Origin of the sequence: Pseudomonas graminis, from assembly GCF_013201545.1 — a bacterium.
GTDB lineage: Bacteria > Pseudomonadota > Gammaproteobacteria > Pseudomonadales > Pseudomonadaceae > Aquipseudomonas.
Genome location: NZ_CP053746.1, coordinates 3,578,194 through 3,600,880 on the forward strand (window position 1 = coordinate 3,578,194; position 22,687 = coordinate 3,600,880).

The following is a 22,687-nucleotide window of genomic DNA, read 5'->3' on the forward strand; positions in this document are numbered from 1 at the left end:
GCGTTTCGATGACCGTTTTGTCTCCACTTGAGGCCTGGCAGCAGGCCGTTGATGGCCAGGGTTTTCAGCCTGACGAAGCCCAGCGCAATGCCGCACTGCATTTGCAGGCGTGTTGGCAGGCGCTGAACGACGGCAAGCGCGGCGGCGCGGTCAAAGGCGTTTATCTGTGGGGCCCGGTGGGGCGCGGCAAGACCTGGCTCATGGACCGTTTTTACGACAGCCTGCAGGTCCCGGCCCGCCGCCAGCATTTTCATCATTTCATGCGCTGGGTGCATCAGCGCCTGTTCCAGCTCACCGGCGTGGCCCAGCCGCTGCAGGTGCTGGCCCGGGAACTGGCCCAAGACGTGCGCGTGCTGTGCTTCGACGAGTTGTTCGTCAACGACATCGGCGATGCGGTGATTCTCGGCGGCCTGTTGCGCGCGATGTTCGACGAGGGCGTGGTGCTGGTGTGCACCTCCAATCAATTGCCCGAGCAACTGTACGCCACCGGGCATAACCGCGAGCGCTTCGTGCCTGCGATTACGGCGATCAACCACTTTATGGAGGTTGTGTCGGTCGACGGCGGCGAGGACCACCGGCTGCACCCCGGTCAGGCGCAGCAGCGTTACTGGGTGGTGGCCGAGCAGGGGCCGAGCGCGTTGGTGGAGGTGTTCGAGGCGCTGAGCAGCGGCGAGTCGGTGTCGATTCAGCCTGTGCCGCTGGGCCGTCGCCATGTGCCGGTGGTGCGCAGCAGCCGACCGGTGATCTGGTGCCGCTATGCCGACTTGTGCGAGCAACCGCTGGCGGCGATGGATTTCATCGAGCTGTGCGATCGCTACAAAGCGGTCTTGTTGAGTGAGGTGCCAGCGCTGAGCGCACCCCAGCGCGAGGGACGCATTGCCCGTGGCACCGAGGATGGCGTTGAACAGGTCACGGCGGGGGACCGCGAGCTGCCGCAACTGTCGCCCTATGACGATGGCGTGCGGCGTTTCATTGCGCTGGTCGACGAGTGCTATGACCGCAAGGTACCGCTGTACGTCGAAGCCGCGATGCCGATGGCCGAGCTGTACACCGAAGGCTATCTGGCGTTTGCGTTTCGGCGCACGCTGAGCCGGTTGCAGGAAATGCAGCTGGCGCGGTTTGGTGTTGATGGTCATAGCGGTTCGCTGGACGAAAGGTCCTCTTCGTGAGCAAGCTCACTCCCACAGGTCTGGCGGCAACAGAAGATGCGGAGTCAACTGACGATTCCGTGGGAGCGAGCTTGCTCGCGAAGGCTTACATTCAGCCGAGCCGGAGTGGCACTGGTCACTTGCCGAGAGCCATTCAAGCGCGGTGGCGTCGTCGCTGGGCCAATACATGCTTGGCGCCTTCTCCCACCAGCACCATGACCGCCAGCCAGATCGGCAAGTAGGTCATCCATTCATCGCGGCCGATGGATTCGCCCAGCAGCAGCGCAACGCCCACCAGCAGCACCGGCTCGACGTAGCTCAGCAAGCCAAACACGCTGAACGCCAGCAGGCGGCTGGCGCGAATGTAGCTGACGAGGGCCGACGCACTGATCGCCCCCAGCACCGGAATCAGCACATAGAAGCGTGGGAATTGTTCCACGACCGAAGGGTTGCCCTGGCAGATGAACAGCACCGCGACGGGCAGGATCAGCAACATGTCCCACCACAGACCGCCGAGGTTGTCGGTCTTGAGCTTGCGCCGCAACACGAAGTACAGCGGATAACCCAGGCAGACGAGCAGGGTTTCCCAGGAAAAACTGCCCAGGCGCAGCAGCTCGTTCCCCACACCGATCAGCGCGCAGCAGGCGGCGATCTTCTGCAGGTGCGACAGGTGCTCGCCGTACACCACACGCCCGGTGAGGATCATGGTCAGCGGCAGCAGAAAATACCCCAGCGACACCTCCAGGCTGCGGCCATGCAGCGGCGCCCACATGAACAGCCACAACTGCACGCCCATCAACGTCGCCGACAGCGCCATGCCTGCCAGCAGGGCAGGCGCCTGTCGCACCCGGAGGGCAAGGGCGCGGGCCAGCTTCCAGTCTCCGCTGGAGAGCATGAACAGCGTCACGCATGGCAGGGTCAGCAGCATGCGCCAACCGAAGATTTCTTCACCGCTCAATGGCGTGAGGAGTGAGGTGTAGTAGTACATGACCGCGAACAGGCAGGAGGCCATGACCGATAACGCAACGCCCTTGTACACAGGGGCTCCTTGTTTTCGATTCATCAGGTGTGGGATGCAGGAATGCTTTATCGGCGCGCTCTGACGACACGCTTTGACGGCACTTTATGAGGCGCTTTTTGAGGCATGGCGCGCTGCAAAGGCGCAGAGTTTATCCGAGGTGTGGCAGTCGGTCCGCAGCAATCTGGTAAACCGCAGGTGGGCTGGCAGTAAACGATGCACGTTTGGCAGAGAACGAGACCGCGCGCCGATTGAGCCGAGATGCGCCGTCGCCCAGACTTCTCTTCAACGCGCCACCCCGGTGCGGCCGCTGGAGAGATTCCCATGACTCAATCGATTGCTGGTATCAAGATCCCCGACAGCGCGCTGGCCCGCGCCACCACCGAGTACATCCGCGAGCAGGAAGATGACCTGCTGTTCAATCACTCGCGCCGGGTGTTTTTGTGGGGCGCGCTGACCGGTGAGCGCAAGGGGCTGGCCTACGACGCCGAGCAGCTTTACGTCGGGGCGATGTTTCATGATTTGGGTCTGGTGGCGCAGCATCGCAGCGCGGACCTGCGTTTCGAGGTGGATTCGGCCAATGCGGCGCGGGCGTTCATGCAGCCGTTCGGGTTGTCGGAGGGGGATGTGGAGCAGGTCTGGTTGTCGATTGCGTTGCACACGACGCCGGGCGTGCCTGAGCATTTGCGGCCGAACGTGGCGCTGGTGACGGCGGGCGTGGAGATGGATGTGCTGGGCATCAATTACGGGCAGTTCAGTGATGAGCAGCGGGAGGTGGTGACCCATGCTCACCCGCGCGGTGAAGACTTCAAGGAATGCATTTTGTGTGCGTTTGCGGATGGGTTTCGGCATAAGCCCGACACCACCTTCGGCACCGTTAACGCGGATGTACTGGTGGACGAAGACCCGTCGTTCAAGCCGCTGAATTTTGTGGAGATTATTCGGCAGTCGGCCTGGAAGGCGTGATCCTTCATCACGATCAAGGGCGTCGGCCTAACGGCCTCGGGTTTCGCCTTCGGCGACTTACTTTTGAAAAGCACCAAAAGTAAGCAAAAGTGCCTGCTCCTGGTTGGGCCCTTCCTTCGTCAGGGTGCCTTCACTCCGGTCCCGCTCCGTGGGCCCGCCGCCATCCGCCATCCATGGCGGGGGGCGGCTCTCGCGGCATCCATGCCGCTCGGCCCACGGAGCGAGACCTGCGTTCAGCCTGCACCAAAGTCGCGATGGGTGTCGTCTGGGCCTTTTGTGTTTGAAGAGCAAAAGCAGATCAAAAGCAGATCAAAGGCTTCCCGGCTGAAGCCGGTCCTACAGAATGTACGCAGCGCTTTTCGTAGGACCGGCTTTAGCCGGGAAGGCGTCGGGCGCCGCGCTGCAAAATGATGGGTGTACGCACAGGCCTCTTTCCCGGCTGAAGCCGGTCCCACTGAAGCAATCGATCGTTCCCACGCTCCGCGTGGGAATGCACCCTTTGACGCTCCGCGTCCGTGTCTTCGAGGGCGAGTGAGGCGTTTATGAGGCTGCTGCCTTCAACATCCCTTCTTCGGCATTGTTTCAAGCTTTGTTAGGCTGGTCCCTCTTTCGAGGGGGCTGATTTCATTTACATCGCTTCACCGTAAATGGATCCGCCTCCGTCCAAGCATTCAACGGAGCGGCAATGACTTCCATCAGCACCGCAGCGCCTGTGGTTCCGGGGCGGCTGGAGCAGTTTTCGACGCGTATCGCTTTTTTTGTCACCGGGTTCAGCATGTCGGCCTGGGCGCCGCTGGTGCCTTATGCGAAAAGCCGTCTCGGCCTGGACGACGCCGGCCTCGGGTTGTTGCTGTTGTGCCTGGGCATTGGCTCGATTGTGTCGATGCCACTGGCCGGGGCGATGACGGTGCGTTATGGCTGTCGGCGTCTGATCGTGATAACGGGCGCCATCGCCTGTGTGTGCCTGCCTTTATTGGCGACCCTCAGCTCGGTGCCGCTGATGGTCGCCACGCTGTTTGTCTACGGCGCGAGCATGGGTGCGCTGGGTTGCGTGACCAACATTCAGGCGATCATCGTCGAGCGGGCGAGCGGCAAGACCATGATGTCCGGGTTTCACGGGCTGTTCAGTTGCGGCGGGATTCTAGGGGCGGCGGGGGTGTCGGCGTTGCTGAGTGTCGGCGTCTGGCCATGGCTGGCGATGGCCTTCGTTGCGCTGTTCATTGCCTTGGCGCTTTATAAAGCCGCGCCCCATTTGTTGCCCTATGGCAGCGAGCCGGGCGGGCCGGCGTTTGCGATTCCCCGGGGCGTGGTGTTGTTCATCGGTTTGATGTGCTTCACGGTGTTCCTCACGGAAGGCGCGATGCTCGATTGGAGCGCGGTGTTCCTCAGCGCCCAGCGCGGGGTTGAACCGTCTTACGCGGGATTCGGTTATGCGGTGTTCGCGCTGTTCATGGCAATCGGGCGCCTGTGCGGCGATCCGATTGTCCGGCGCCTCGGTGTGCACAAGATCATTCTGTTTGGCGGGCTGTGCGCGGCGGCCGGGATGACCGTCGCGACGTTGATCCCGGTCTGGCAGGCGGCGTTGTGCGGGTACGCGCTGGTGGGCATCGGCTGTTCCAACATCGTGCCGGTGTTTTACAGCGCGGTCGGTCGGCAGAAGACCATGCCGGAAAACGTGGCAGTGCCGGCGATCACCACATTGGGTTACATCGGCATTTTGATGGGCCCGGCGGGGATCGGGTTCGTCGCCCACCTCAGCAGCCTCGGCGCGGCGTTCATGATCATCGCCTTGATGCTGCTGGGTGTGGCGGTCAGCGGACGGTTCCTGCGGGTGTGATGCCAGTAACGGGAATCAGCTCGGCATCATCGCAAAGCCGACGCCGAAACGGTTCCAGGCGTTGATGGTGGCGACGGCCAGGGTGATGTTGACCACCTCGGCTTCGCTGTAGTGCTTGAGCAACGCTTCGTACTGATGCTGCGGCGCGCGGTGCACGGGCAGCAGGGTCAGGCTTTCGACCCAGGCGAGTACGACTTTTTCCTTCTCGGTGAAGAATTCGGTTTCTTCCCACACGCTTAGGGTCTGCAGACGGGCCTCGGTTTCGCCGGCCTTGCGTGCGTCATTGGCGTGCATGTTGACGCAATACGCACAGCCGTTGAGCTGGGAGGCACGCAGACGGATCAGCTCCAGCAGCGAATGATCCAGCCCGGATTTGCTCAGCGCCGTCTCCAGGCCGAGCATGGCTTTATAGGCTTCCGGCGATTTCTGGGCCCAGTTGATTCGGTTGTTCATGTTGAGTGCTCTCTTCAAAGTGACCGGCGCAAGCCGCTGGATGTGGCGAAATGTTACGCCCGCGCTGCGGCCCGTCGAATAGCCAATGAAGGAGGTTTAGAGGAGACCAATCACGCCGCTATCGATCTGCGGCGCACGGTTGCGGGCGGTCGAGCAGACGCTCGCGAATCCGGTCGTACGCCAGGTTGAACAGCATCGTGTACGGCAGAAACAGCAGCAACAGGCCGATGTCCAGCACAAAGGCTTCCAGCAGGCTGATCGACAGCCACCACGCCACCATCGGTACCACCATGAACACCAGCCCCACTTCAAAGCTGATGGCATGCAGTGCCCGCGCCTTGAGATTCAGGGCAAGACCCAACCGGGCGCGCAGACGGTCGAACCCGGCGTTGAAGACCATGTTCCAGAGCATGGCGACCGTGGAAATCATCACCGTCATCGCGCCCATCTTGCCGATGGACTGGCCGAGCACCCAGGCCAGCCCGGGCGCGAACATCAGCACGCCGATCAGCTCGAACAGCAGCGCATGCAGGGCGCGCTCTTTGAGTGACTTTCGTGAAACGACCGGCTTCGCGGTCTTATGGGGCATGAGGGGGTTCAGAGGCATGTCGATGATCACTTTCTCGCGGGCAGGTGTGCATTGTCGGGGCGCAATAGACTAGAGTGAAAATCGGTCCCATCGGAAAAACCGATGGGGACGTCACATGCACTTCAGAGGTGTCCTTCCGTGAGCTATTCCCCCGAAGCCCTTGAAGCCTTCGCGCAGACCATCGCGCTGGGCTCGTTCAGTGCCGCCGCCCGCCGCCTGGGCAAGAGCCAGTCGACCATCAGCGAGGCCATTTCGCGGCTGGAAATTGATCTGGGCCTGGAACTGTTTGATCGCTCGACCCGCCATCCGGCGCTGACCGAAGCGGGCAGGGCGCTGGAAGGGCGCATCGAGGATGTACTTGCGGCGTCCGATACGCTGCGTCGCGCGGCGGGGCGTCTGGCGGAAGGCATGGAGCCGCGCCTGACGCTGGTGCTGTCCGATGCCAACCAGTTCGCTGAATTTCAGGCGCGCATGACCGAACTCGATCAGCGCTTTCCGGAGCTGGAACTGGAGTGTGTGTTTGCCGAACACGGTGACGCGATTAACTTGATCCAGAGCGGTCGGGCGTCCCTGGGACTGCTGTCGGCCCAGGCCTCGTACCCGCCGGAAGTGGGCTACGCGACCATCGTCGAGCGCGCTGACTTCGGCATCTTCGTTTCCCACAACCACCCGCTGGCGGCTGAGGAGGCCGTTGATTACCACCATCTGGCGCAGCATCGGGCGTTGCGCCTGAACACCATCGTTGACGAGAGCGTGCCCACCGACGACCTGCCCAGCGGCGCGCGACGCAGCTGGTCAGCGCCCAATTACCTGCTGTTGATGGACATGGCGATCTTCGGATTCGGCTGGTCGGCGCTGCCGCGCTGGTTGGTCAGCACCTGCGGTCAGGGCCGGTTGAAGGAACTCAAGGTGCCGGGCTGGCCGCGCAGTTCAGCGGTCGACGTGATCTGGTCCCGGCAAAAAAGCCTGGGCCCGGCGGGGACCTGGTTGCTGGATACGCTGCTGGAGGGTCGGGGAGGCTATTGATCCGGCTCACTCCGGTCCGCCCTCCAAAACAAACCCCTCCGGCATTTCCTGGGCGAAGGCGTTCACCACCTCGCGAGTCAGGCCGACGATGTCTTCCACCAGTTCCATGCCCGCGCCGGTGCGCCAGCTGGCGACGATGTCCATCAGCGGCGGCAGCGGCACGTTCTCGATCAGCGTCAGCACGCCTTGGGCCAGTTCGCCATGCACCAGTGTCACCGGCAGCGCGCCGATGCCGAAGCCATCGCGCACCAGGCGGGTAATGGCCGAGGCCGAGTTCACGCAGTTGATCCGTGGCGTGACGATGTTGGCGGTGTGCAGCATGTTGAGGATGTCCTGGTGCGGCCGCGAGTTGCGCGAGAACGTGACGATGCGCGCCTCGGCGATCTCCTCCAGGGTCACGTCCGGACGGTCGAACGCCGAGCCGGTCGGCACCACCCAGCGCAGGGGGTAGCGCGCCAGCACCGCGTTGCGCACGCTGTCGAAACGCAGCACGTCGGTCTGGAAAATGATGTCCTGATAACCCTTTTCCAGTTGCGAGCAGAGGTTGCTGGCGGTCTCGGCGGTGAGCTCGATTTCCAGGTTCGGGTAACACTTCATCAGGCGTGTTACCAAGGGGCTGAGCCAGGTGTGTATCACCGTATCCATGGCGCCGATGCGGATGCGGCCGCGCACTTGGCTCGGGTCCTTGATCGCCGCCTTCATGCTTTGCATCGTGTCCATGATGTGCTCGGCGTATTCCAGCACGCGCGCGCCCTCTTGGGTCAGTGACACGCCTCTGGAATCCCGGACGAACAGGCGCACGCCCATTTCGTCCTCCAGCGCGGCAATGCGGCTGGAGATGGAGGCCTGGGTGCTGAACAGTTTTTCCGCCGTCAGGCGAAAGCTTTTCAGTCGTGCGACCCAGACGAAGGTTTCCAGAAACTTGAGATTCACCGTGGGATTTCCTTGAGCAATTGAGCGCCACTGCAGGCACAGGATGAGGTGCAGACGGCACACCCGGGGCGGCACGGCCTGTGCAAAGACAGCACTGGAACAGCAGGTTACATGCCACTCCGGCAACAGAAAATCTTATGGCCCATAGCGGGTTTTTCCCGTTGGACGCCCCGGCGCGACTGCGGTGCCATGGGGCAACGGCGCTGTGACTCCGTTGGGCCTGGCCTGAGCATAAGTGCTGGCGTCCGCTTGTTTCTCAAACACGTTCCTCATTCGTGCCCCAGCAAGGTACCGCCACTGCCAACGAGAACCCCAACATGCAAACCGCTATCAACCTCTGGCCGCTGCTTGGCGTGCTGGTCATCGTTCTGGGCTTCGTCCTGCGTTTCAACCCGATGCTGGTCGTGGCGCTAGCCGCCCTGGCCACCGGCCTTGCTGCCAGCATGCCGCTGGAAACCATCCTGGCGACCATCGGTACCGGCTTTATCAAAACCCGCACGCTGCCGCTGATCATCCTTCTGCCGCTGGCGGTGATCGGTTTGCTGGAACGCCACGGCCTGCGTCTGCACGCGCAGAACTGGATCGCCCGGTTCACCGGCGCCACGGCCGGACGCCTCCTGATCGCGTACCTCTTCGTGCGGGAAACCACTGCAGCGCTGGGGCTGACCAGCCTCGGCGGCCACCCGCAAATGGTGCGGCCGTTGCTAGCGCCCATGGCCGAGGGCGCTGCCGAATCCCGTTTCGGTAAGTTGCCCGAGGCGTTGCGCATCAAGCTGCTGGCGTTGTGCGCGGCGACCGACAACGTTGGCCTGTTTTTCGGCGAAGACATCTTCGTCGCGTTCGGTGCGATTGCGCTGATGCACACCTTCCTGCTCGGCTCCGGTATTGATGTCGACCCGATGCACATCGCCTTCTGGGGGATTCCGACAGCGATCTGCGCGTTCGTCATCCACGCCATCCGCCTGCACCGTTTCGATCAGCGCCTGAACCGTGAATTGACGGTGCTGCCGCCGGCCTCCGCAGTGGATAGGGAGCTAACGCAATGATCATTTCCATTCAATACCTGTACTGGCTGGCGGGCGTGATTCTGGCGATCACGGCGTTCATGACCGCGACCGACCGGACCAACCCCAAGCGCTGGACCACCGGGCTGTTCTGGGGCCTGTTCGCCATCGCGTTTCTGGTTGGCGAGAAGCTGCCACCGGTGTGGGTGGGCATCGGCGTGATCGTCATGGCGGTCATCGCCGGGTTCGGCGGCGTGGGTTTCGGTCAGCATGAGAACCTCAACGACCGGGCGCGGCGGGAGAGTGCAGGGCGCTTGAAGAACAAGCTGTTCATTCCGGCGCTGGCGATTCCTCTGGTCACGGTGATTGGCGCGGTGCTGCTGAAGAACATCAAGTTCGGCGAAGTTTTTCTGCTGGACCCGGCCAACAGTACCTTCGTGTCGCTGGGGATTGGCAGCTTGGTGGCGCTGGCCCTGGCCTGCTGGCTGACCCGCGACACGCCGGTGCAGGCCATGCGCGAATCGCGGCGCTTGACCGAAGCGCTGGGTTGGGCGCTGGTGCTGCCGCAGATGCTGGCGATGCTCGGCCTGGTGTTCAACGACGCGGGCGTTGGCAAGGCCGTGGCGCACCTGGCGACGGCGTACATCAACCTGGATTTCCGCCTGGTCGCGGTGATGGTGTATGTCCTCGGCATGGCGCTGTTCACCATCGTCATGGGCAACGGCTTTGCCGCGTTTCCGGTGATGACCGGCGGGATCGGCGTGCCGGTGCTGGTGGGCATGTACGGCGCCAATCCGGCGGTGATGGCTGCCATCGGCATGTTCTCGGGCTACTGCGGCACGCTGATGACCCCGATGGCGGCCAACTACAATCTGATTCCCGCAGCGTTGCTGGAACTGCCCGACAAATACGCCGTGATCAAAGCGCAAATCCCCACCGCGCTGGCGATGCTGGTGGCGAATATTCTGCTGCTGTATTTCCTGATGTAGATGCAGCGCCTCGCCCGCAGGCTCCTGCGGGCAGCTTTTTGCGGGCAAACCCCTCCCTCAGCTCGTTCAACTGCGCAAAGTTCGATGATGTTTCATCTCCATCGCAAACGTTTGCGCGAATCCATGGTCTGTACGACCAGTGGCTGCAATCCCTCTGCCTCAGGGCTTCCGACCCGCTTCCCGCGAACGCCGTGTGCGCCCGATACCAAGCCGCATGTCTTCCTTGGAAGAAATAGGTTGAATAGTCACACAAAATGTTATTTAAATAACAAAAATAAAACCGCGACGGTGGCTCATTCTTCGGGCCCAGCGCGTGAACAAGGTACTCACACATGAACAAGATCGCGGTCATCGGCAGCAACATGGTGGATTTGATCACCTACATCGACCGGATGCCGGCGCAGGGCGAGACCCTCGAAGCACCGAATTTCGCCATGGGCTGCGGCGGCAAGGGCGCCAATCAGGCCGTTGCCGCGGCCAAACTGGGCGCTGACGTGTTGATGCTGAGCAAGGTCGGCGACGACATGTTCGCCGACAACACGCTGGGCAACTTCAAGCGTTACGGTATCGACACCCAGTTCGTGCAGCGCGTCCCAGGTGTTTCCAGTGGCGTGGCGCCGATCTTCGTGCAGAGCGATTCCCACAACAGCATCCTCATCGTCAAAGGCGCCAACGCGCACCTGAAACCTGCTGACATCGACGCTGCCCAGGCCGCGTTGCGCGACTGCACGCTCATCGTGCTGCAACTGGAAATCGAGCTGGAAACCGTCTACTACGCCATCGAATTCGCCAAGGCCAACGGCATTCCGGTGCTGCTCAATCCCGCCCCAGCGGTGAAGGGCTTGAGCCGCGAGCACTTGTCGCAGCTGGACTTCTTCATCCCGAACGAAACCGAACTGGCGCTGGTCACCGGGCTGGTTATCAACTCGGTGGATTCGGCCCGCGCGGCCGCCCTGCAACTGGTGCAGGACGGGATTCGCCACGTCATTGTCACCCTGGGTGAAAAGGGCGCGCTGTACGTCGGCGAAGAGGGTGAGTTTCGCGTTGAAGGCATCAAGGTCGATGCCCGCGACACCACCGGCGCCGGCGACGCCTTTATCGGTTGCTTCGCTCGCCACTGGAGCGAAGACGGCGACATGCGCAACGCCATGACCCGCGCCGTGGCCTATTCGGCTTGCTCGGTCACCGGCCTTGGCACCCAGAGTTCCTACCCGGACGCTGCCGCGTTCAGCCACTTTCTCGACACCCTTTGAGCCGCCGCGTCTTGCCGATCGCCTGATCGGCGGGGCGGGGTATTCCCTGTACTTCCCGGAGAACAACAATGACAAAGCCCGCGCTCCAACAATCACCGGACGGGTTCTACCTGAACCGCACGCCGTGGTTCGCCTTCCTGCTGCTGTGCTGCTGTTTCGCACTGTGGGCGGCGGCCGCGAGCATGAACGACGTGCTTATCGCGCACTTCAAGAAAGCCTTCCTGCTCAGCGATGTGCAGACCTCGTTCGTGCAATCGGCGTTCTACCTCGGTTACTTCTTCGTGGCGATTCCGGCGGCGATGGTCGTCAGACGTTTCAGCTACAAGACCACCATCCTCATCGGTCTGGTGCTGTACATGGCGGGCTGCTCGCTGTTCTTCCCCGCAGCGTCGATGGCCAAATACGGCATGTTCCTGATGGCGCTGTTCGTCATTGCGGCCGGCCTGGCCTTCCTCGAAACCGCCTGCAACACCTACTCGACGCTGATGGGGCCGCGTGAAACCGGGACCCGCCGCCTGAACATTTCCCAGACCTTCCACCCGTTCGGCGCGATGACCGGGGTGTACGTCGGCAGCTTCGTGATGTTCAAGGACACCGACGCCACCCGCGAGCAGTTGACGCAGATGAGCGCCTCGGAAGCCGCAGTCCAGCAACTGCAGATGATCCAGTCGACGCTGCTGCCGTACAAATGGATGATCGCGGTGCTGGTGCTGATGTTCGTGCTGATCGCGTTCACCAAGTTCCCGGCGTGCAAGGGCAAGGTCACGGCCAACGTCAAATCGAGCAGCATTGGCTAGAGCCTGTCGCGTCTGTGGCGCAACCCGCGCTTCACGTTCGGCGTGCTGGCGCAGTTTCTGTATGTCGGTGCGCAAGTCGGCGTGTGGAGTTTCACCATTCGCCTGGCGATGCAGATGGGCGGGATGAACGAGCGCAGCGCCTCGTGGTTCTTGCTGACCACCTTCGCCGCGTACTTCGTCGGCAAGATGGTCGCCAACCTGTTGATGCGCAAGATGTCCCCGGCCAAGGTGCTGGCAATCTACGGCGTACTGGCCATCGTCCTGTTGGCGTACACGATTCTGGTGCCGAACATCAGCGCGGTGTATGCGGCGGTGGGTGTGAGTATTTTCCTGGGTCCGTGCTGGCCGACCATCTATGGCCTGACCATCGACGGCTTGGGTGAAGACACCGGTGTTGGCGGTTCGCTGCTGGTGATGAGCATTGTCGGCGGCGGCGTGATGCCGATCTTCCAGGGCCTGCTCTCCGACGCCACCGGCGGCAACATGCAGATCGCCTATATCGTTCCGCTGCTGTGCTTCGTGGCGATCGTCGCCTACGCCATCAAGTGCATGCGTGATCCGCTGCCGGCCCAGGCTCCGGCGGGTGCGGTGACCGCATCATGAAGACGGCCGACAAGCGCACCACGATTTCGCTGCACCCGGAGCTGTTCAGCGGCGATGAAAAAACGTTGCTGGAATCCGCGGACTTCCGCGTGCTGGCCTGGACCTATCCCAGCGGCGTGAAAGCCTTGGCGCTGGAAAATGATCGCGGCCGGGTCGTGGTGCTGCCGTATCAGGGGCAGATGGTCTGGTCAGCGGTGTTCGATGGCTGCGACCTGACCATGCGCAACATGTTCGAGCAGCCGCGCCCGAGCCCGACGGTGATTGGCACCTACGGCTGCTTCATGTTCCACAGCGGGATTTTGCGCAACGGCTGCCCGACGCCGGAAGACGATCACCCGTTACACGGCGAAATGCCCTGCGCGCCGATGGACAGCGCCTGGCTGGAAATCGGCGAGGACGCGGGCGGTGGGTTTCTGCGCATCGGCGGCGAGTACGAATACGTGATGGGCTTTGGCGACCACTATCGCGCCAGGCCCAGCGTGACCTTGCGCCCGGGTTCAGCGCTGTTCGACATCGGCATGGACGTGCGCAACCTGGCCGGCAAGCCGATGGAGTTGATGTACATGGCGCACATGAACTACGCCTACGTCGACGGCGGACGTTTCGTCGAGCCATTGGGCATGGCGCGCACGCGGGTTCGCAGCAGCGTGCCGGCCCACGTCAAGCCGACGCCGGCGTGGTCGGCGTACATGGCCGAGCTGACAGAAGAACCTTCGCGGCTGGACAGCCTGAGCACGCCTGAGTTGTACGACCCGGAGATCGTCTGCTTCTTCGACGGCGTGCACGCGGACGCCCAAGGCAATGCGCATTTCCTGCTCAAGCACCCTAAGGGTCCGGCGTTTTACACGCGTTACCAGCCGGCGCAGTTCGACCATGCGGCGCGGTGGATTCTGCACAACGCTGATCAGCAGGTGGCCGCGTTTGTGTTGCCCGCGACCTGTGAGCCCGAGGGTTATCTGGCGGAGAAGGCCAAAGGCAATGTGCGCCAGTTAGGCGCGGGGGAAACCGCGTCGTTCAGCGTGACGACGGGGTATCTGGGGGCTGAAGAGGTGTTGTAGCTGGAAAGCGGGTTAAAACGCTGACGGCCTTTATTCGTGCCCAAATGCAGGGTCTGTACGCGGTCACTGTAGGAGCTGCTGGAGGTTACGACAGTGGCGAACGCGGTAGGTCAGTTGCCCATTCGCTGACAGACAGGTCGCGTTCGCCACCAAGGTGGAGCCCCACCCCGGCGGCTCCTACAGATTCGGCGCTCGCCAAAACAAGGCGGCGTGTTGCTCAAACCACCCACCGCGCTCCATACCCCTCAATCAAATCCCGATAGGCTTTGGGCAGCTTCTTGTCGCTGACCACCACATGAAAGTCCTGCAGCGTTGCGAAATGCGCCGTGCGCACGGCGTCGAACTTGGAGTGATCGGCCAGCAACATGCAGTGCCGGGCCTGGCGCAGGACCTTTTGCTTGACCTCCACTTCATTGAAATTGAAGCAGGTCACGCCAAGCTCGTCGCTGACCCCGGCCGCTGAAACGAACGCCCAGGTCAGGCGGATGCCATCGAGAATGGTCGCTTCGCTGTGGTGCTCAAACACCTGATTCTTGCGATGAAAGGTGCCACCGCACAGCACGATGGAACAGTTGGGCTTCTGCTGCAGCTTGAGCAAGACGTTGAGGGAGTTGCACACGGCGGTGAATTCCAGCTCGTCCGGAATGAAGTCGATGACGAAAGGGATCGTCGTACCGCAGTCGAAAAACACCGTATCGCCGGGTTGAATGAACGCGGCGGCGAGCTTGCCGACCCGGCGCTTCTCCTCGACGTGGCGGGTGCCTTGCTCGGTGACTTTGTAATCGCTGGCCTCGGACGGATCAAATGCCAGGGTGATATGCCCGCCCAGCAGGTGAAACTTGTCGGGGTGCCGGGTCAGGTCGCGACGCAGGGTCATCTCCGAAACGTCCAGCAGGGCGGCCATTTCCTTCAGGTGAATGGCCTTCTGATCTTGCAGGGCTTGCTGGATCAGCTTGATACGGTCGGATTTTTTACTGTCCACGGGCATTCCGATTGTCGAATGGATATGGTAAAAAAATAACATTCATTGTTATATTTACAACATAAAACGATGCGCTCAGGCATGAAGCTTAAAGCGTGTCGCCGGTTACCGCCTCACTATCAGGAAACGATTGTCCATGAAGATCGAACCCGCAGCACTCGCCCAGTACATCGACCACACCTTGCTGGCCGCTGACGCCAGCCGCGAGCAGATCGCAACCCTGTGCCGCGAGGCTCAGGAGCACGGATTCTATTCGGTGTGCGTGAACTCTGGCCAGGTGCCGTATGCCGCCTCGTTGCTGGAAGGTGCGTCCGTCAAGGTCTGCGCCGTAGTTGGCTTTCCGATGGGCGCCGGGCTGAGCGACACCAAGGCTTTCGAAGCGAAGCAGGCCATTGCCGCCGGCGCGGGCGAGATCGACATGGTGCTGAACATTGGCTGGCTGAAAGACGGCCTGTTCGACGAAGTACGCGACGACATCGCTGCCGTCAAAGACGCCTGTGGTGCAGTGCCGCTGAAGGTCATCTTCGAAACCTGCCTGTTGGACGACGCGCAGAAAACCCGCGCCGCCGAGATCTGCCGTGACCTCAACGTCGCCTTCGTCAAAACCTCCACCGGCTTCAGCCGCAGCGGCGCAACCGTGGAAGACGTGGCCTTGATGCGCAAGGTCGTGGGGCAGGGCGTAGGCGTGAAAGCGTCCGGTGGCGTGCGCGATTACACCACCGCAGTGGCGATGATCGAAGCGGGCGCAACGCGACTGGGCACCAGTTCCGGGATCGCGATTGTCAGTGGTGTGGCGGCCTCGGGCTCGGGTTACTGATTCTGCGGGGGGCGGGGTGGGGTGCTGACCCTCGCAGGGTGCTGACCATTGCAGGGTCCTGGCCTTTCGACAGAAAGAATGCCCCACACCGCCAATGAGTGGCAAACTGCCGGTGCACTTACTTCTGCACCGGACACCTTTCTCAATGCAAACATTCTCCCTGTCGCGGCTCAAGGCCCGCTGGTTCTTCTGGCTGTGCATGCTGGTGATCGTCGTCGGTCTGCCGGTCGGTTGCGCGGCGTTGCAGCACAAGGAGCGTGAGCTGGTCTTCATGATCGAGCCCGGCACCGCGAGCTGGTACCGCGGCCTGCCGTCCGATGTGCAAGAGCTTGAGCTCAAGGGGCCAACCTTCGGCCTCGGGCAGAACATTCATGCCTGGTGGTGGCCTTCGGAGAAGAACGACGCCCCAGCCATCCTTTACCTGCACGGTTCGCGCTGGAACCTCACCGGCCAGTTGTTCCGCATCGAACAACTGCGCGCCCTGGGGTTTTCCATCCTCGCCATCGATTACCGCGGCTTCGGCCAGAGCAAGGGCCAGTTGCCTTCGGAAGCGTCGGTCTATGAAGACGCGCGCATTGCCTGGGAGCGCTTGAAGCAGATCCAGCCGGACCCGCAAAAGCGCCTGATCTACGGGCATTCGCTGGGTGGGGCCGTGGCCGTCGACCTCGCCGCCGAACTGGGCCGGGACGCGCAGAAAGGTAACGAGCCCATTCAGGCGCGAGGCCTGATCATCGAATCGACCTTCACTAACCTCGCCGACGTCGCGTCCTCGGTCGCCAGCAAACGCACCTCGTTGCCGGTGCGCTGGCTGGTCTCGCAGAAATTCGACTCCATCGACAAGATCGCCGACGTGCACATGCCGGTGCTGATCGTGCATGGCACGGCGGATCAGTTTGTCGCGCCGCAATTCAGCGAAGCGCTGTTCGAAGCGGCGCAGGAGCCAAAGAACCTGCTGATGGTGCCGGGCGGTAACCACAACAACAGCATGAATCTCGGGCGCCAGGCTTACAGTCAGGCGATCCAGAACCTGCTCAACGAGAAGCCACCGGCGGTGCATGCGTCCAGTGCATCGGCGGCGTTGCTCAAGCAACCCGGTTAGGCCTTTTTCACGACGGCGGCCGGTGTCCTCTCAATGCACCTGCCGTCCACTGCCGCGAGCGCTGCCGATGGACACCCATGCAGACGAAGACGCCCACCTGACCCCTTCCACGCGGGACTGGGTACTGCGTGCCGCGCCGCTGCCGCAGATCGAGCGGATCGAGGCGTACTTTCATGGCCACGGCTTCGAGATGCACCGCCACGACACCTACGCCATCGGCCACACGATGTCGGGGGTGCAGAGCTTTCAGTACGGCAAGGCGTTGGTCAACAACCTGCCGGGGCAGACGATGGTGCTGCACCCGGACGAGGCCCATGACGGCCACGCCGGGACCGAAGACGGCTTTCGCTACCGGATGTTCTATCTGGAACCGGCGATGATTCAGCAGGTGCTCGGCGGCAAGCCGCTGCCGTTTATCAAGGGCGGGGCGTCGAATGATCCGCGCCTGTTCAGGGCGACGCAGGCGCTGCTTTCAGACCTGAACACCGCGCTGGATCCTCTGGAACTGGACGATGCGATCTACGACCTCGCCATCGCTCTGCAAGCAGCCGCCGGAGTGCGCAAAGGCCGCCAGAGCGTCAACTACGCCGGCGCGCAACGTGCGCGGGAAATGCTCATGGCCAGTCTGGAGCAGGGCGTCAGCCTCACCGATCTGGAACAGGCCAGCGACACCGATCGCTGGCGCCTGTCGCGGGATTTCCGCGTGCTGTTCGGCACCACGCCCTATCGCTACCTGACCCTGCGCCGGCTGGACCTGGTGCGTCATTCGATAGCGTTGGGCGTCTCGCTCAGCGACGCGTCGGTGATGGCCGGATTTTCGGACCAGAGCCACATGACGCGGCATTTCGTGAAGACCTTCGGCTACCCGCCGGGGCGGTGGTTGAAGATGTTGGCGGCGCGCGCATAAGGGGATTAAACACACCTTGTGGGACCGGCTTTAGCCGGGAAAGCTTCAGGCGTCACGCTGCAAAATGGATGGCGTACACACCGGCCTCTTCCCGGCTAAAGCCGGTCCCACTAATTTCACGCGGTCATCCTGTAGGACCGGCTTTAGCCGGGAAAGCGTCAGTTGCAACAACGCAAAACCGGATGCACCCATCGTGCAATAACGTACAAGACCCTACCCACCCCGCGCTCTAGATTGGCCCCACATCAACCCCTTCGGAGCCGCCCTTGTGTCCACGTCCAACATTCATCACACCCCCGTCAATTTCGCCCAGAAATACAGCCTGTTCACCGAGCAGTGGCAGCCCAAAGTCATTGCGCAGATGAACGACTACCAGTTCAAGCTGGCACGACTGGAAGGAGAGTTTCTCTGGCACAGCCACGCTGACACCGACGAAACCTTCATCGTGCTCGAAGGCCGTTTGCGCATCGATTTCCGCGAAGGGTTCGTCGAACTCAATGCGGGCGAGCTGTACGTAGTCCCCAAGGGCGTCGAGCACAAACCCTACGCCGAGAAGGAGGTGAAGCTGATGCTGATCGAGCCCAGCGGCGTCATCAACACTGGCAGCGACACCAACGAGCGCACCGCGCAGAACGACGTCTGGATCTGACTACGCCTCGGGCGGCGCGGGCTCGGTTTCAGCTTCGGGCGCAGGCAACAACACCGCAATCAACGCCCTGACCACCCCCGGCAGGGCGTCCAGTTCGCGGACCAGGATGCTTCGTTCGCGCACAGCCCACGGCTCGTCGAGCTCGATGGTCACCAGCTCCATCGTCCGACTGTGCCGCAACGCTGCCGACTCCGGGATCACCCCGATGCCTACCCCGGCTTCGACCATCCGGCAGATGGCTTCGAAGCTCGACACCTGAATCCGCAGCGACAGGCTCTGCCCCAGCCGCTCGACGTGATCGCGCAGAAAACTCAGCAGCGTGCTGCCTTCGTGCAGGCCGATGTGCTGGAACGCCAGGGTCTGCTTGAAAGTGACTTTTTTCTCAGTCGCCAGCTCATGGCCCACTGGCACGGTCAGCACCAGGCGGTCGGTGCTGAAGTGGATGACCTGCAAACCCGCCGCTTCCACCGGGCCGGCGATGATGCCCATGTCGGTGCTGCCGTCGAGCACGCCGCGCACGATGTCCCGGGACAGGCGCTCTTGCAGATCCACCGTGACGCCTGGCCGTTTCGCCAGAAACCCTGCCAGCACTTCCGGCAGAAACTCGGTAACGGCAGTGGTGTTGGCGAAGATGCGAATGTGCCCGGCCGAATCGGTGCCGTAGCGGGTGAACTCACTTTTCAGGTAATCCACCTGGCTCATGATCAGCCGCGCGTGTTTGAGCAAGCGCTGACCGGCAGGGGTCAGCTCGACCCCGCGGCTGTCGCGGTACAGCAGGCGCGTGCCGAGTTGGCCTTCCAGCGCTTTGATCCGCGCGCTGGCGGCGGCAGGTGAGAGAAAGGCCCGGCGCGCCCCCTGGGTCAGGCTCGGCGATTCGCCGATGTGAATGAAGAGACGCAAGTCAGCCAGGTCGAAATGCATGGTGGGTGTCCGGACGCTGCAGGAGGCGTTCAGCATACCCGAACGCCGCTATACGCAAATGCAAATTCACAGAATGCCGGCGCACTTCCATGATCGGGCCATAACAACAAACCCAGAGGGTTTACGCCCATGAGCGCTGCAGCGTCACCCGTGGATTTTACGGCCTGGATTGGCCGCACCGAAGAAGCCCAGGATCATCTGAGCGTGAACCTGATCAAGCGCATCGCGGCGACCTTTGGCGAGCCCACGCCCGCTGTCGGCGACCCGCTACCGCCCCTGTGGCAGTGGTGTTTTTTCCAGGAGCCGGTGTTCGAAGCGCAACTCGGCGGCGACGGCCATCCAGCGCGTGGCGGCTTCCTGCCTCCGGCGGACAATCGCAATCGCATGTGGGCCGGTGGCCGAGTCGAGTTCATCCAGCCGCTGAAAGTCGGCGCTGACGCCCATCGCCTGTCGACCATTCTGCACATCGAAGAAAAGCACGGCCGCACCGGCTCACTGCTGTTCGTAACGGTGCGCCACGATTACTCGCAACACGGCGAATTGTGCGTGCGTGAAGAGCAGGACATCGTCTACCGCGAACCCAATCCGCCGAAACTCAACAGTGGCGACGCGCCGGAGCAGGGCGAGTGGAGCGAGGTCATCGAACCGACGCCGACCCTGTTGTTCCGCTACTCCGCCGTGACCTTCAACGGCCACCGCATTCATTACGACCACCCCTACGTCACTGACACCGAAGGCTATTCCGGCTTGGTCGTGCACGGGCCGATGATCGCCACGTTCAACCTGCGCGCGTTCATTCGCGCCCATCCCGACAAGCGTGTGCGGCATTTCGCCTATCGCGGCGTGCGCCCGTTGAACGTGCCTGCGGCGTTCCGCGTCGGCGGCCGAATCGTCGAGCCGGGCAAGGCGCAGCTGTGGGCCGGTAATGACGCCGGCGTCGCCCAGAGTGCCGAAGTCGTTTTTGACTGAATCTTTCTTCTTTACAGCCCGGCGCGCCGATCCCGTGGCCGCCGGTCGATGCGAGTGGACACCATGAATCCCTACGAAAACGAAGACCTCAATGCCATCCGTGACGGCGTGCGCGCGCTGTGTGTGCAGTTTCCGGCCGAGTACTGGCGCAAGATCGATGAACAGAAAGGCTTCCCGGAAACCTTCGTCAAGGCGCTGACCGATGAAGGCTGGCTGTCGGCGATGATCCCGGAAGAATACGGCGGGTCCGGTCTGGGCCTGGCGGAAGCTTCGGTGATCCTCGAAGAAGTGAACGCCTGCGGCGGTAATTCCGGCACCGTCCACGGCCAGATGTACAACATGTTCACCCTCTTGCGTCACGGCAGCGACGCGCAGAAAAGTTACTACCTGCCCAAGCTCGCCAGCGGCGAACTGCGTCTGCAATCCATGGGCGTGACCGAACCGAGCACCGGCACCGACACCACCAAGATCAAGACCACGGCGGTGAAGCAGGGCGACAAGTATGTGATCAATGGCCAGAAGGTCTGGATCTCCCGCGTCCAGCATTCCGACCTGATGATCCTGCTGGCGCGCACCACGCCACTGGCCGAGGTGACCAAGAAGTCCGAAGGCATGTCGATCTTCCTTGTCGACCTGCGCGATGCTATCGGCAACGGTCTGACCGTGCAGCCCATCGCCAACATGGTCAACCACGAAACCAACGAGCTGTTCTTCGACAACCTCGAACTGCCCGCCGAGAGCCTGATCGGCGAGGAAGGCAAAGGCTTCCGCTACATCCTCGACGGCCTGAATGCCGAACGTACGTTGATCGCCGCCGAGTGCATCGGCGACGGCCGCTGGTTTATTGAAAAGTCCGCCGCCTACGCCCGTGATCGCGTGGTGTTTGGCCGCCCGATCGGGCAGAACCAGGGCGTGCAGTTCCCCATTGCCGAAGCGCACATCGAAATCGAAGCGGCGGACCTGATGCGCTGGCGTGCCTGCGAGGAATACGACAGCGGCAAGAACGCCGGTGCCAGCGCCAATATGGCCAAGTACCTCGCAGCGAAAGCGTCATGGGAAGCGGCCAATGCCTGCCTGCAAACCCACGGCGGGTTTGGCTTTGCCTGCGAGTACGACGTGGAGCGCAAATTCCGCGAGACCCGTCTGTATCAGGTCGCGCCGATCTCCACCAACCTGATTCTTTCCTACGTCGCCGAGCACCTGCTCGACCTGCCGCGCAGCTTCTGAGGACGCCAAAATGAGCCACACCCAGGCATTGGCGGGTTTCCTCGCCGAGCTGACCTACGAGCAGATTCCCGGCGTCGTGCTGGACCGCACCGAAGACCTGTTCCTCGACTGGATCGGCTCGGCGCTGGCCAGCCAGGGCGCGCGGCCGATTCCGTTGTTCGAGCGCTACGCCGAACGCATGGGCCCGCAACAGGGCAAGGCGAAGATTCTGGTCAGCGGTCGCGGCACCTCGGCGTACTTCGCCGCGCTGGTCAATGGCGCGTCTTCGCACTTGGTCGAGCAGGACGATCTGCACAACAGTTCAGTGCTGCACCCCGCGACAGTGGTGTTCTCGGCGGTGCTCGCAGCGGCTCAGGACCTCGGCAAAACAGGCCAGGATTTACTGCTGGCGTCGGTTGCCGGTTACGAGGCGGGCATCCGCATCGGCGAATTCATGGGCCGCTCGCACTACCGCATCTTCCACACCACCGCGACGGTCGGCACCCTCGCTGCGGCGGTGGGCGTCGGCAAGCTGCTGAATTTCGACAAAGAGCAGTTCATCAACCTGCTGGGCACGGCGGGCACCCAGGCCGCCGGGCTGTGGGAGTTTTTGCGTGACGCGGCCGATTCCAAACAGCTGCACACCGCCAAGGCCGCCGCCGATGGCCTGCTAGCGGCGTACCTCACCGAAGACGGCCTGACTGGTGCGCGCAACATTCTTGAAGGTGATCAGGGCATGGCCGCGGGGATGTCCAGCGACAGCGATCCGGCGAAGCTCTCCGATCGCCTCGGCAGCCGCTGGGCGCTGGTCGAGACCTCGTTCAAGTTTCACGCCTCGTGCCGCCATACCCATCCGGCGGCCGATGCCTTGCTGCACCTGATGCAGCGCGATGGCCTGCGCCACGAGCAGATCGCCAAGGTCGTCACCCGGGTTCATCAGGGCGCCATCGATGTGCTTGGTCGGGTCGATGTGCCGCAGACCGTGCACCAGGCGAAGTTCTCCATGGGCGCCGTGCTCGGGCTGATTGCGGTTCACGGCAGTGCGCAGTTGATCGAATTCCGCGACCTGGCCCTGAGCGATGCCGACGTCGCGGCCTTCCGCGAAAAGGTCACGATGGAGCTGGACCCGGAGGTTGACAGCGCTTATCCAGCGCGCTGGCTGGGTCGGGTGATCGTGACCACCACCGATGGCCGCACCCTTAGCGCCGGCATCGATGAGCCGAAGGGCGACCCGGGCAACACCCTGTCGCGGCCTGAGCTGGAGGACAAGGTTCAGCGCCTGCTGGCGTTCTCCGGCGCACGCACGGTGGAGCAGGGCACGGCGTTGATTCAGCGGGTCTGGCAGCTGCGCGATGCGCAGGATTTGGTCACTTTGATCTAGGGCGAACGCCAACCCTTGTAGGAGTGAGCTTGCTCGCGATTGCAGTGTGTCAGCCCCATCAGCCCTGACTGACAAAATGCTA

General features: G+C 62.5%; 21 protein-coding genes and 1 pseudogene. 16 read left to right on the plus strand and 6 right to left on the minus strand.

All coding sequences use genetic code 11. From position 1 onward, the window contains the following. Positions 1–8: 8 nt before the first annotated feature. The gene (zapE, locus tag FX982_RS15950) at positions 9–1,169 is read left to right on the plus strand and encodes a cell division protein ZapE (RefSeq protein WP_172611576.1); all 1,161 of its coding nucleotides are present in this window, start codon (positions 9–11) and stop codon (positions 1,167–1,169) included. 133 nt (positions 1,170–1,302) lie between these two features. On the opposite strand, the gene rarD is transcribed toward zapE, so the two are convergent. Beyond that, positions 1,303–2,187: an EamA family transporter RarD gene (gene rarD, locus FX982_RS15955; RefSeq protein ID WP_172611577.1), complete on the minus strand. Its 885-nt coding sequence runs from the start codon at positions 2,185–2,187 to the stop codon at positions 1,303–1,305. A gap of 303 nt (positions 2,188–2,490) precedes the next feature. Here rarD and FX982_RS15960 point away from each other — a divergent pair, with 303 nt between their 5' ends. Both FX982_RS15960 and FX982_RS15965 read left to right on the plus strand, forming a co-directional pair. Further along, positions 2,491–3,132: an HD domain-containing protein gene (locus FX982_RS15960; protein ID WP_172611578.1), complete on the plus strand. Its 642-nt coding sequence runs from the start codon at positions 2,491–2,493 to the stop codon at positions 3,130–3,132. Between the two features lie 685 nt (positions 3,133–3,817). Next, on the plus strand, positions 3,818–4,969 hold the full coding sequence (locus FX982_RS15965; protein ID WP_172611579.1) for an MFS transporter: 1,152 nt from the start codon (positions 3,818–3,820) through the stop codon (positions 4,967–4,969). A gap of 15 nt (positions 4,970–4,984) precedes the next feature. Here the strand turns inward: FX982_RS15965 and FX982_RS15970 are convergent, their stop codons facing one another. Both FX982_RS15970 and FX982_RS15975 read right to left on the minus strand, forming a co-directional pair. After that, on the minus strand, positions 4,985–5,422 hold the full coding sequence (locus FX982_RS15970; protein ID WP_172611580.1) for a carboxymuconolactone decarboxylase family protein: 438 nt from the start codon (positions 5,420–5,422) through the stop codon (positions 4,985–4,987). Between the two features lie 118 nt (positions 5,423–5,540). Continuing rightward, positions 5,541–6,029: a multidrug/biocide efflux PACE transporter gene (locus tag FX982_RS15975; protein ID WP_254074806.1), complete on the minus strand. Its 489-nt coding sequence runs from the start codon at positions 6,027–6,029 to the stop codon at positions 5,541–5,543. A gap of 120 nt (positions 6,030–6,149) precedes the next feature. Between FX982_RS15975 and FX982_RS15980 the strand changes: the two genes are divergently transcribed. Then, the gene (locus FX982_RS15980) at positions 6,150–7,037 is read left to right on the plus strand and encodes a LysR family transcriptional regulator (protein WP_172611581.1); all 888 of its coding nucleotides are present in this window, start codon (positions 6,150–6,152) and stop codon (positions 7,035–7,037) included. A 6-nt stretch (positions 7,038–7,043) separates the two neighbouring features. Here FX982_RS15980 and FX982_RS15985 read toward each other — a convergent pair whose 3' ends face one another. Then, positions 7,044–7,970 (minus strand): LysR family transcriptional regulator, encoded by a 927-nt coding sequence (locus FX982_RS15985; RefSeq protein ID WP_172611582.1) that lies wholly within the window; start codon positions 7,968–7,970, stop codon positions 7,044–7,046. Positions 7,971–8,287: 317 nt separating this feature from the next. Here FX982_RS15985 and FX982_RS15990 point away from each other — a divergent pair, with 317 nt between their 5' ends. From FX982_RS15990 to FX982_RS16010, 5 genes and pseudogenes are all read left to right on the plus strand, one after another. Continuing rightward, positions 8,288–9,016, plus strand: coding sequence for a DUF969 domain-containing protein (locus tag FX982_RS15990; protein ID WP_172611583.1), 729 nt, complete (start codon positions 8,288–8,290; stop codon positions 9,014–9,016). Next, the gene (locus tag FX982_RS15995; RefSeq protein ID WP_172611584.1) at positions 9,013–9,963 is read left to right on the plus strand and encodes a DUF979 domain-containing protein; all 951 of its coding nucleotides are present in this window, start codon (positions 9,013–9,015) and stop codon (positions 9,961–9,963) included. Before FX982_RS15990 ends, FX982_RS15995 begins: the two co-directional genes overlap by 4 nt. 332 nt (positions 9,964–10,295) lie before the next feature. Beyond that, entirely contained in the window at positions 10,296–11,216 is a 921-nt protein-coding gene (gene rbsK / locus FX982_RS16000) for a ribokinase (RefSeq protein ID WP_172611585.1), read from the plus strand. A gap of 68 nt (positions 11,217–11,284) precedes the next feature. Beyond that, positions 11,285–12,616, plus strand: a pseudogene (fucP, locus tag FX982_RS16005) (L-fucose:H+ symporter permease). Then, the gene (locus FX982_RS16010; RefSeq protein ID WP_172611586.1) at positions 12,613–13,674 is read left to right on the plus strand and encodes an aldose 1-epimerase family protein; all 1,062 of its coding nucleotides are present in this window, start codon (positions 12,613–12,615) and stop codon (positions 13,672–13,674) included. Before fucP ends, FX982_RS16010 begins: the two are co-directional and overlap by 4 nt. A gap of 217 nt (positions 13,675–13,891) precedes the next feature. On the opposite strand, the gene deoR is transcribed toward FX982_RS16010, so the two are convergent. Further along, positions 13,892–14,662: a DNA-binding transcriptional repressor DeoR gene (gene deoR / locus FX982_RS16015; RefSeq protein WP_172611587.1), complete on the minus strand. Its 771-nt coding sequence runs from the start codon at positions 14,660–14,662 to the stop codon at positions 13,892–13,894. 130 nt (positions 14,663–14,792) lie between these two features. On the opposite strand from deoR, the gene deoC reads away from it, so the two are divergent. The 4 genes from deoC to FX982_RS16035 all read left to right on the plus strand — a co-directional run bounded on the left by deoC (position 14,793) and on the right by FX982_RS16035 (position 18,128). Next, a complete protein-coding gene (deoC, locus tag FX982_RS16020; protein WP_172611588.1) occupies positions 14,793–15,473 on the plus strand; it encodes a deoxyribose-phosphate aldolase in 681 nt (226 codons plus the stop codon). 145 nt (positions 15,474–15,618) lie between these two features. Then, positions 15,619–16,572 (plus strand): alpha/beta hydrolase, encoded by a 954-nt coding sequence (locus FX982_RS16025; protein ID WP_254074807.1) that lies wholly within the window; start codon positions 15,619–15,621, stop codon positions 16,570–16,572. Between the two features lie 67 nt (positions 16,573–16,639). Further along, positions 16,640–17,479, plus strand: coding sequence for an AraC family transcriptional regulator (locus FX982_RS16030; protein ID WP_172611589.1), 840 nt, complete (start codon positions 16,640–16,642; stop codon positions 17,477–17,479). A 268-nt stretch (positions 17,480–17,747) separates the two neighbouring features. Continuing rightward, entirely contained in the window at positions 17,748–18,128 is a 381-nt protein-coding gene (locus FX982_RS16035) for a cupin domain-containing protein (protein ID WP_254074808.1), read from the plus strand. Here FX982_RS16035 and FX982_RS16040 read toward each other — a convergent pair whose 3' ends face one another. Further along, a complete protein-coding gene (locus FX982_RS16040) occupies positions 18,129–19,049 on the minus strand; it encodes a LysR family transcriptional regulator (RefSeq protein ID WP_172611590.1) in 921 nt (306 codons plus the stop codon). Positions 19,050–19,178: 129 nt separating this feature from the next. Here FX982_RS16040 and FX982_RS16045 point away from each other — a divergent pair, with 129 nt between their 5' ends. From FX982_RS16045 to FX982_RS16055, 3 genes are all read left to right on the plus strand, one after another. Further along, positions 19,179–20,018, plus strand: a complete 840-nt coding sequence (locus FX982_RS16045; RefSeq protein WP_172611591.1) for an FAS1-like dehydratase domain-containing protein — start codon at positions 19,179–19,181, stop codon at positions 20,016–20,018. 63 nt (positions 20,019–20,081) lie between these two features. Then, positions 20,082–21,245: an acyl-CoA dehydrogenase family protein gene (locus FX982_RS16050; protein WP_172611592.1), complete on the plus strand. Its 1,164-nt coding sequence runs from the start codon at positions 20,082–20,084 to the stop codon at positions 21,243–21,245. 10 nt (positions 21,246–21,255) lie between these two features. Beyond that, positions 21,256–22,605 (plus strand): MmgE/PrpD family protein, encoded by a 1,350-nt coding sequence (locus FX982_RS16055; RefSeq protein ID WP_172611593.1) that lies wholly within the window; start codon positions 21,256–21,258, stop codon positions 22,603–22,605. The last annotated feature ends 82 nt before the right edge of the window (positions 22,606–22,687 follow it).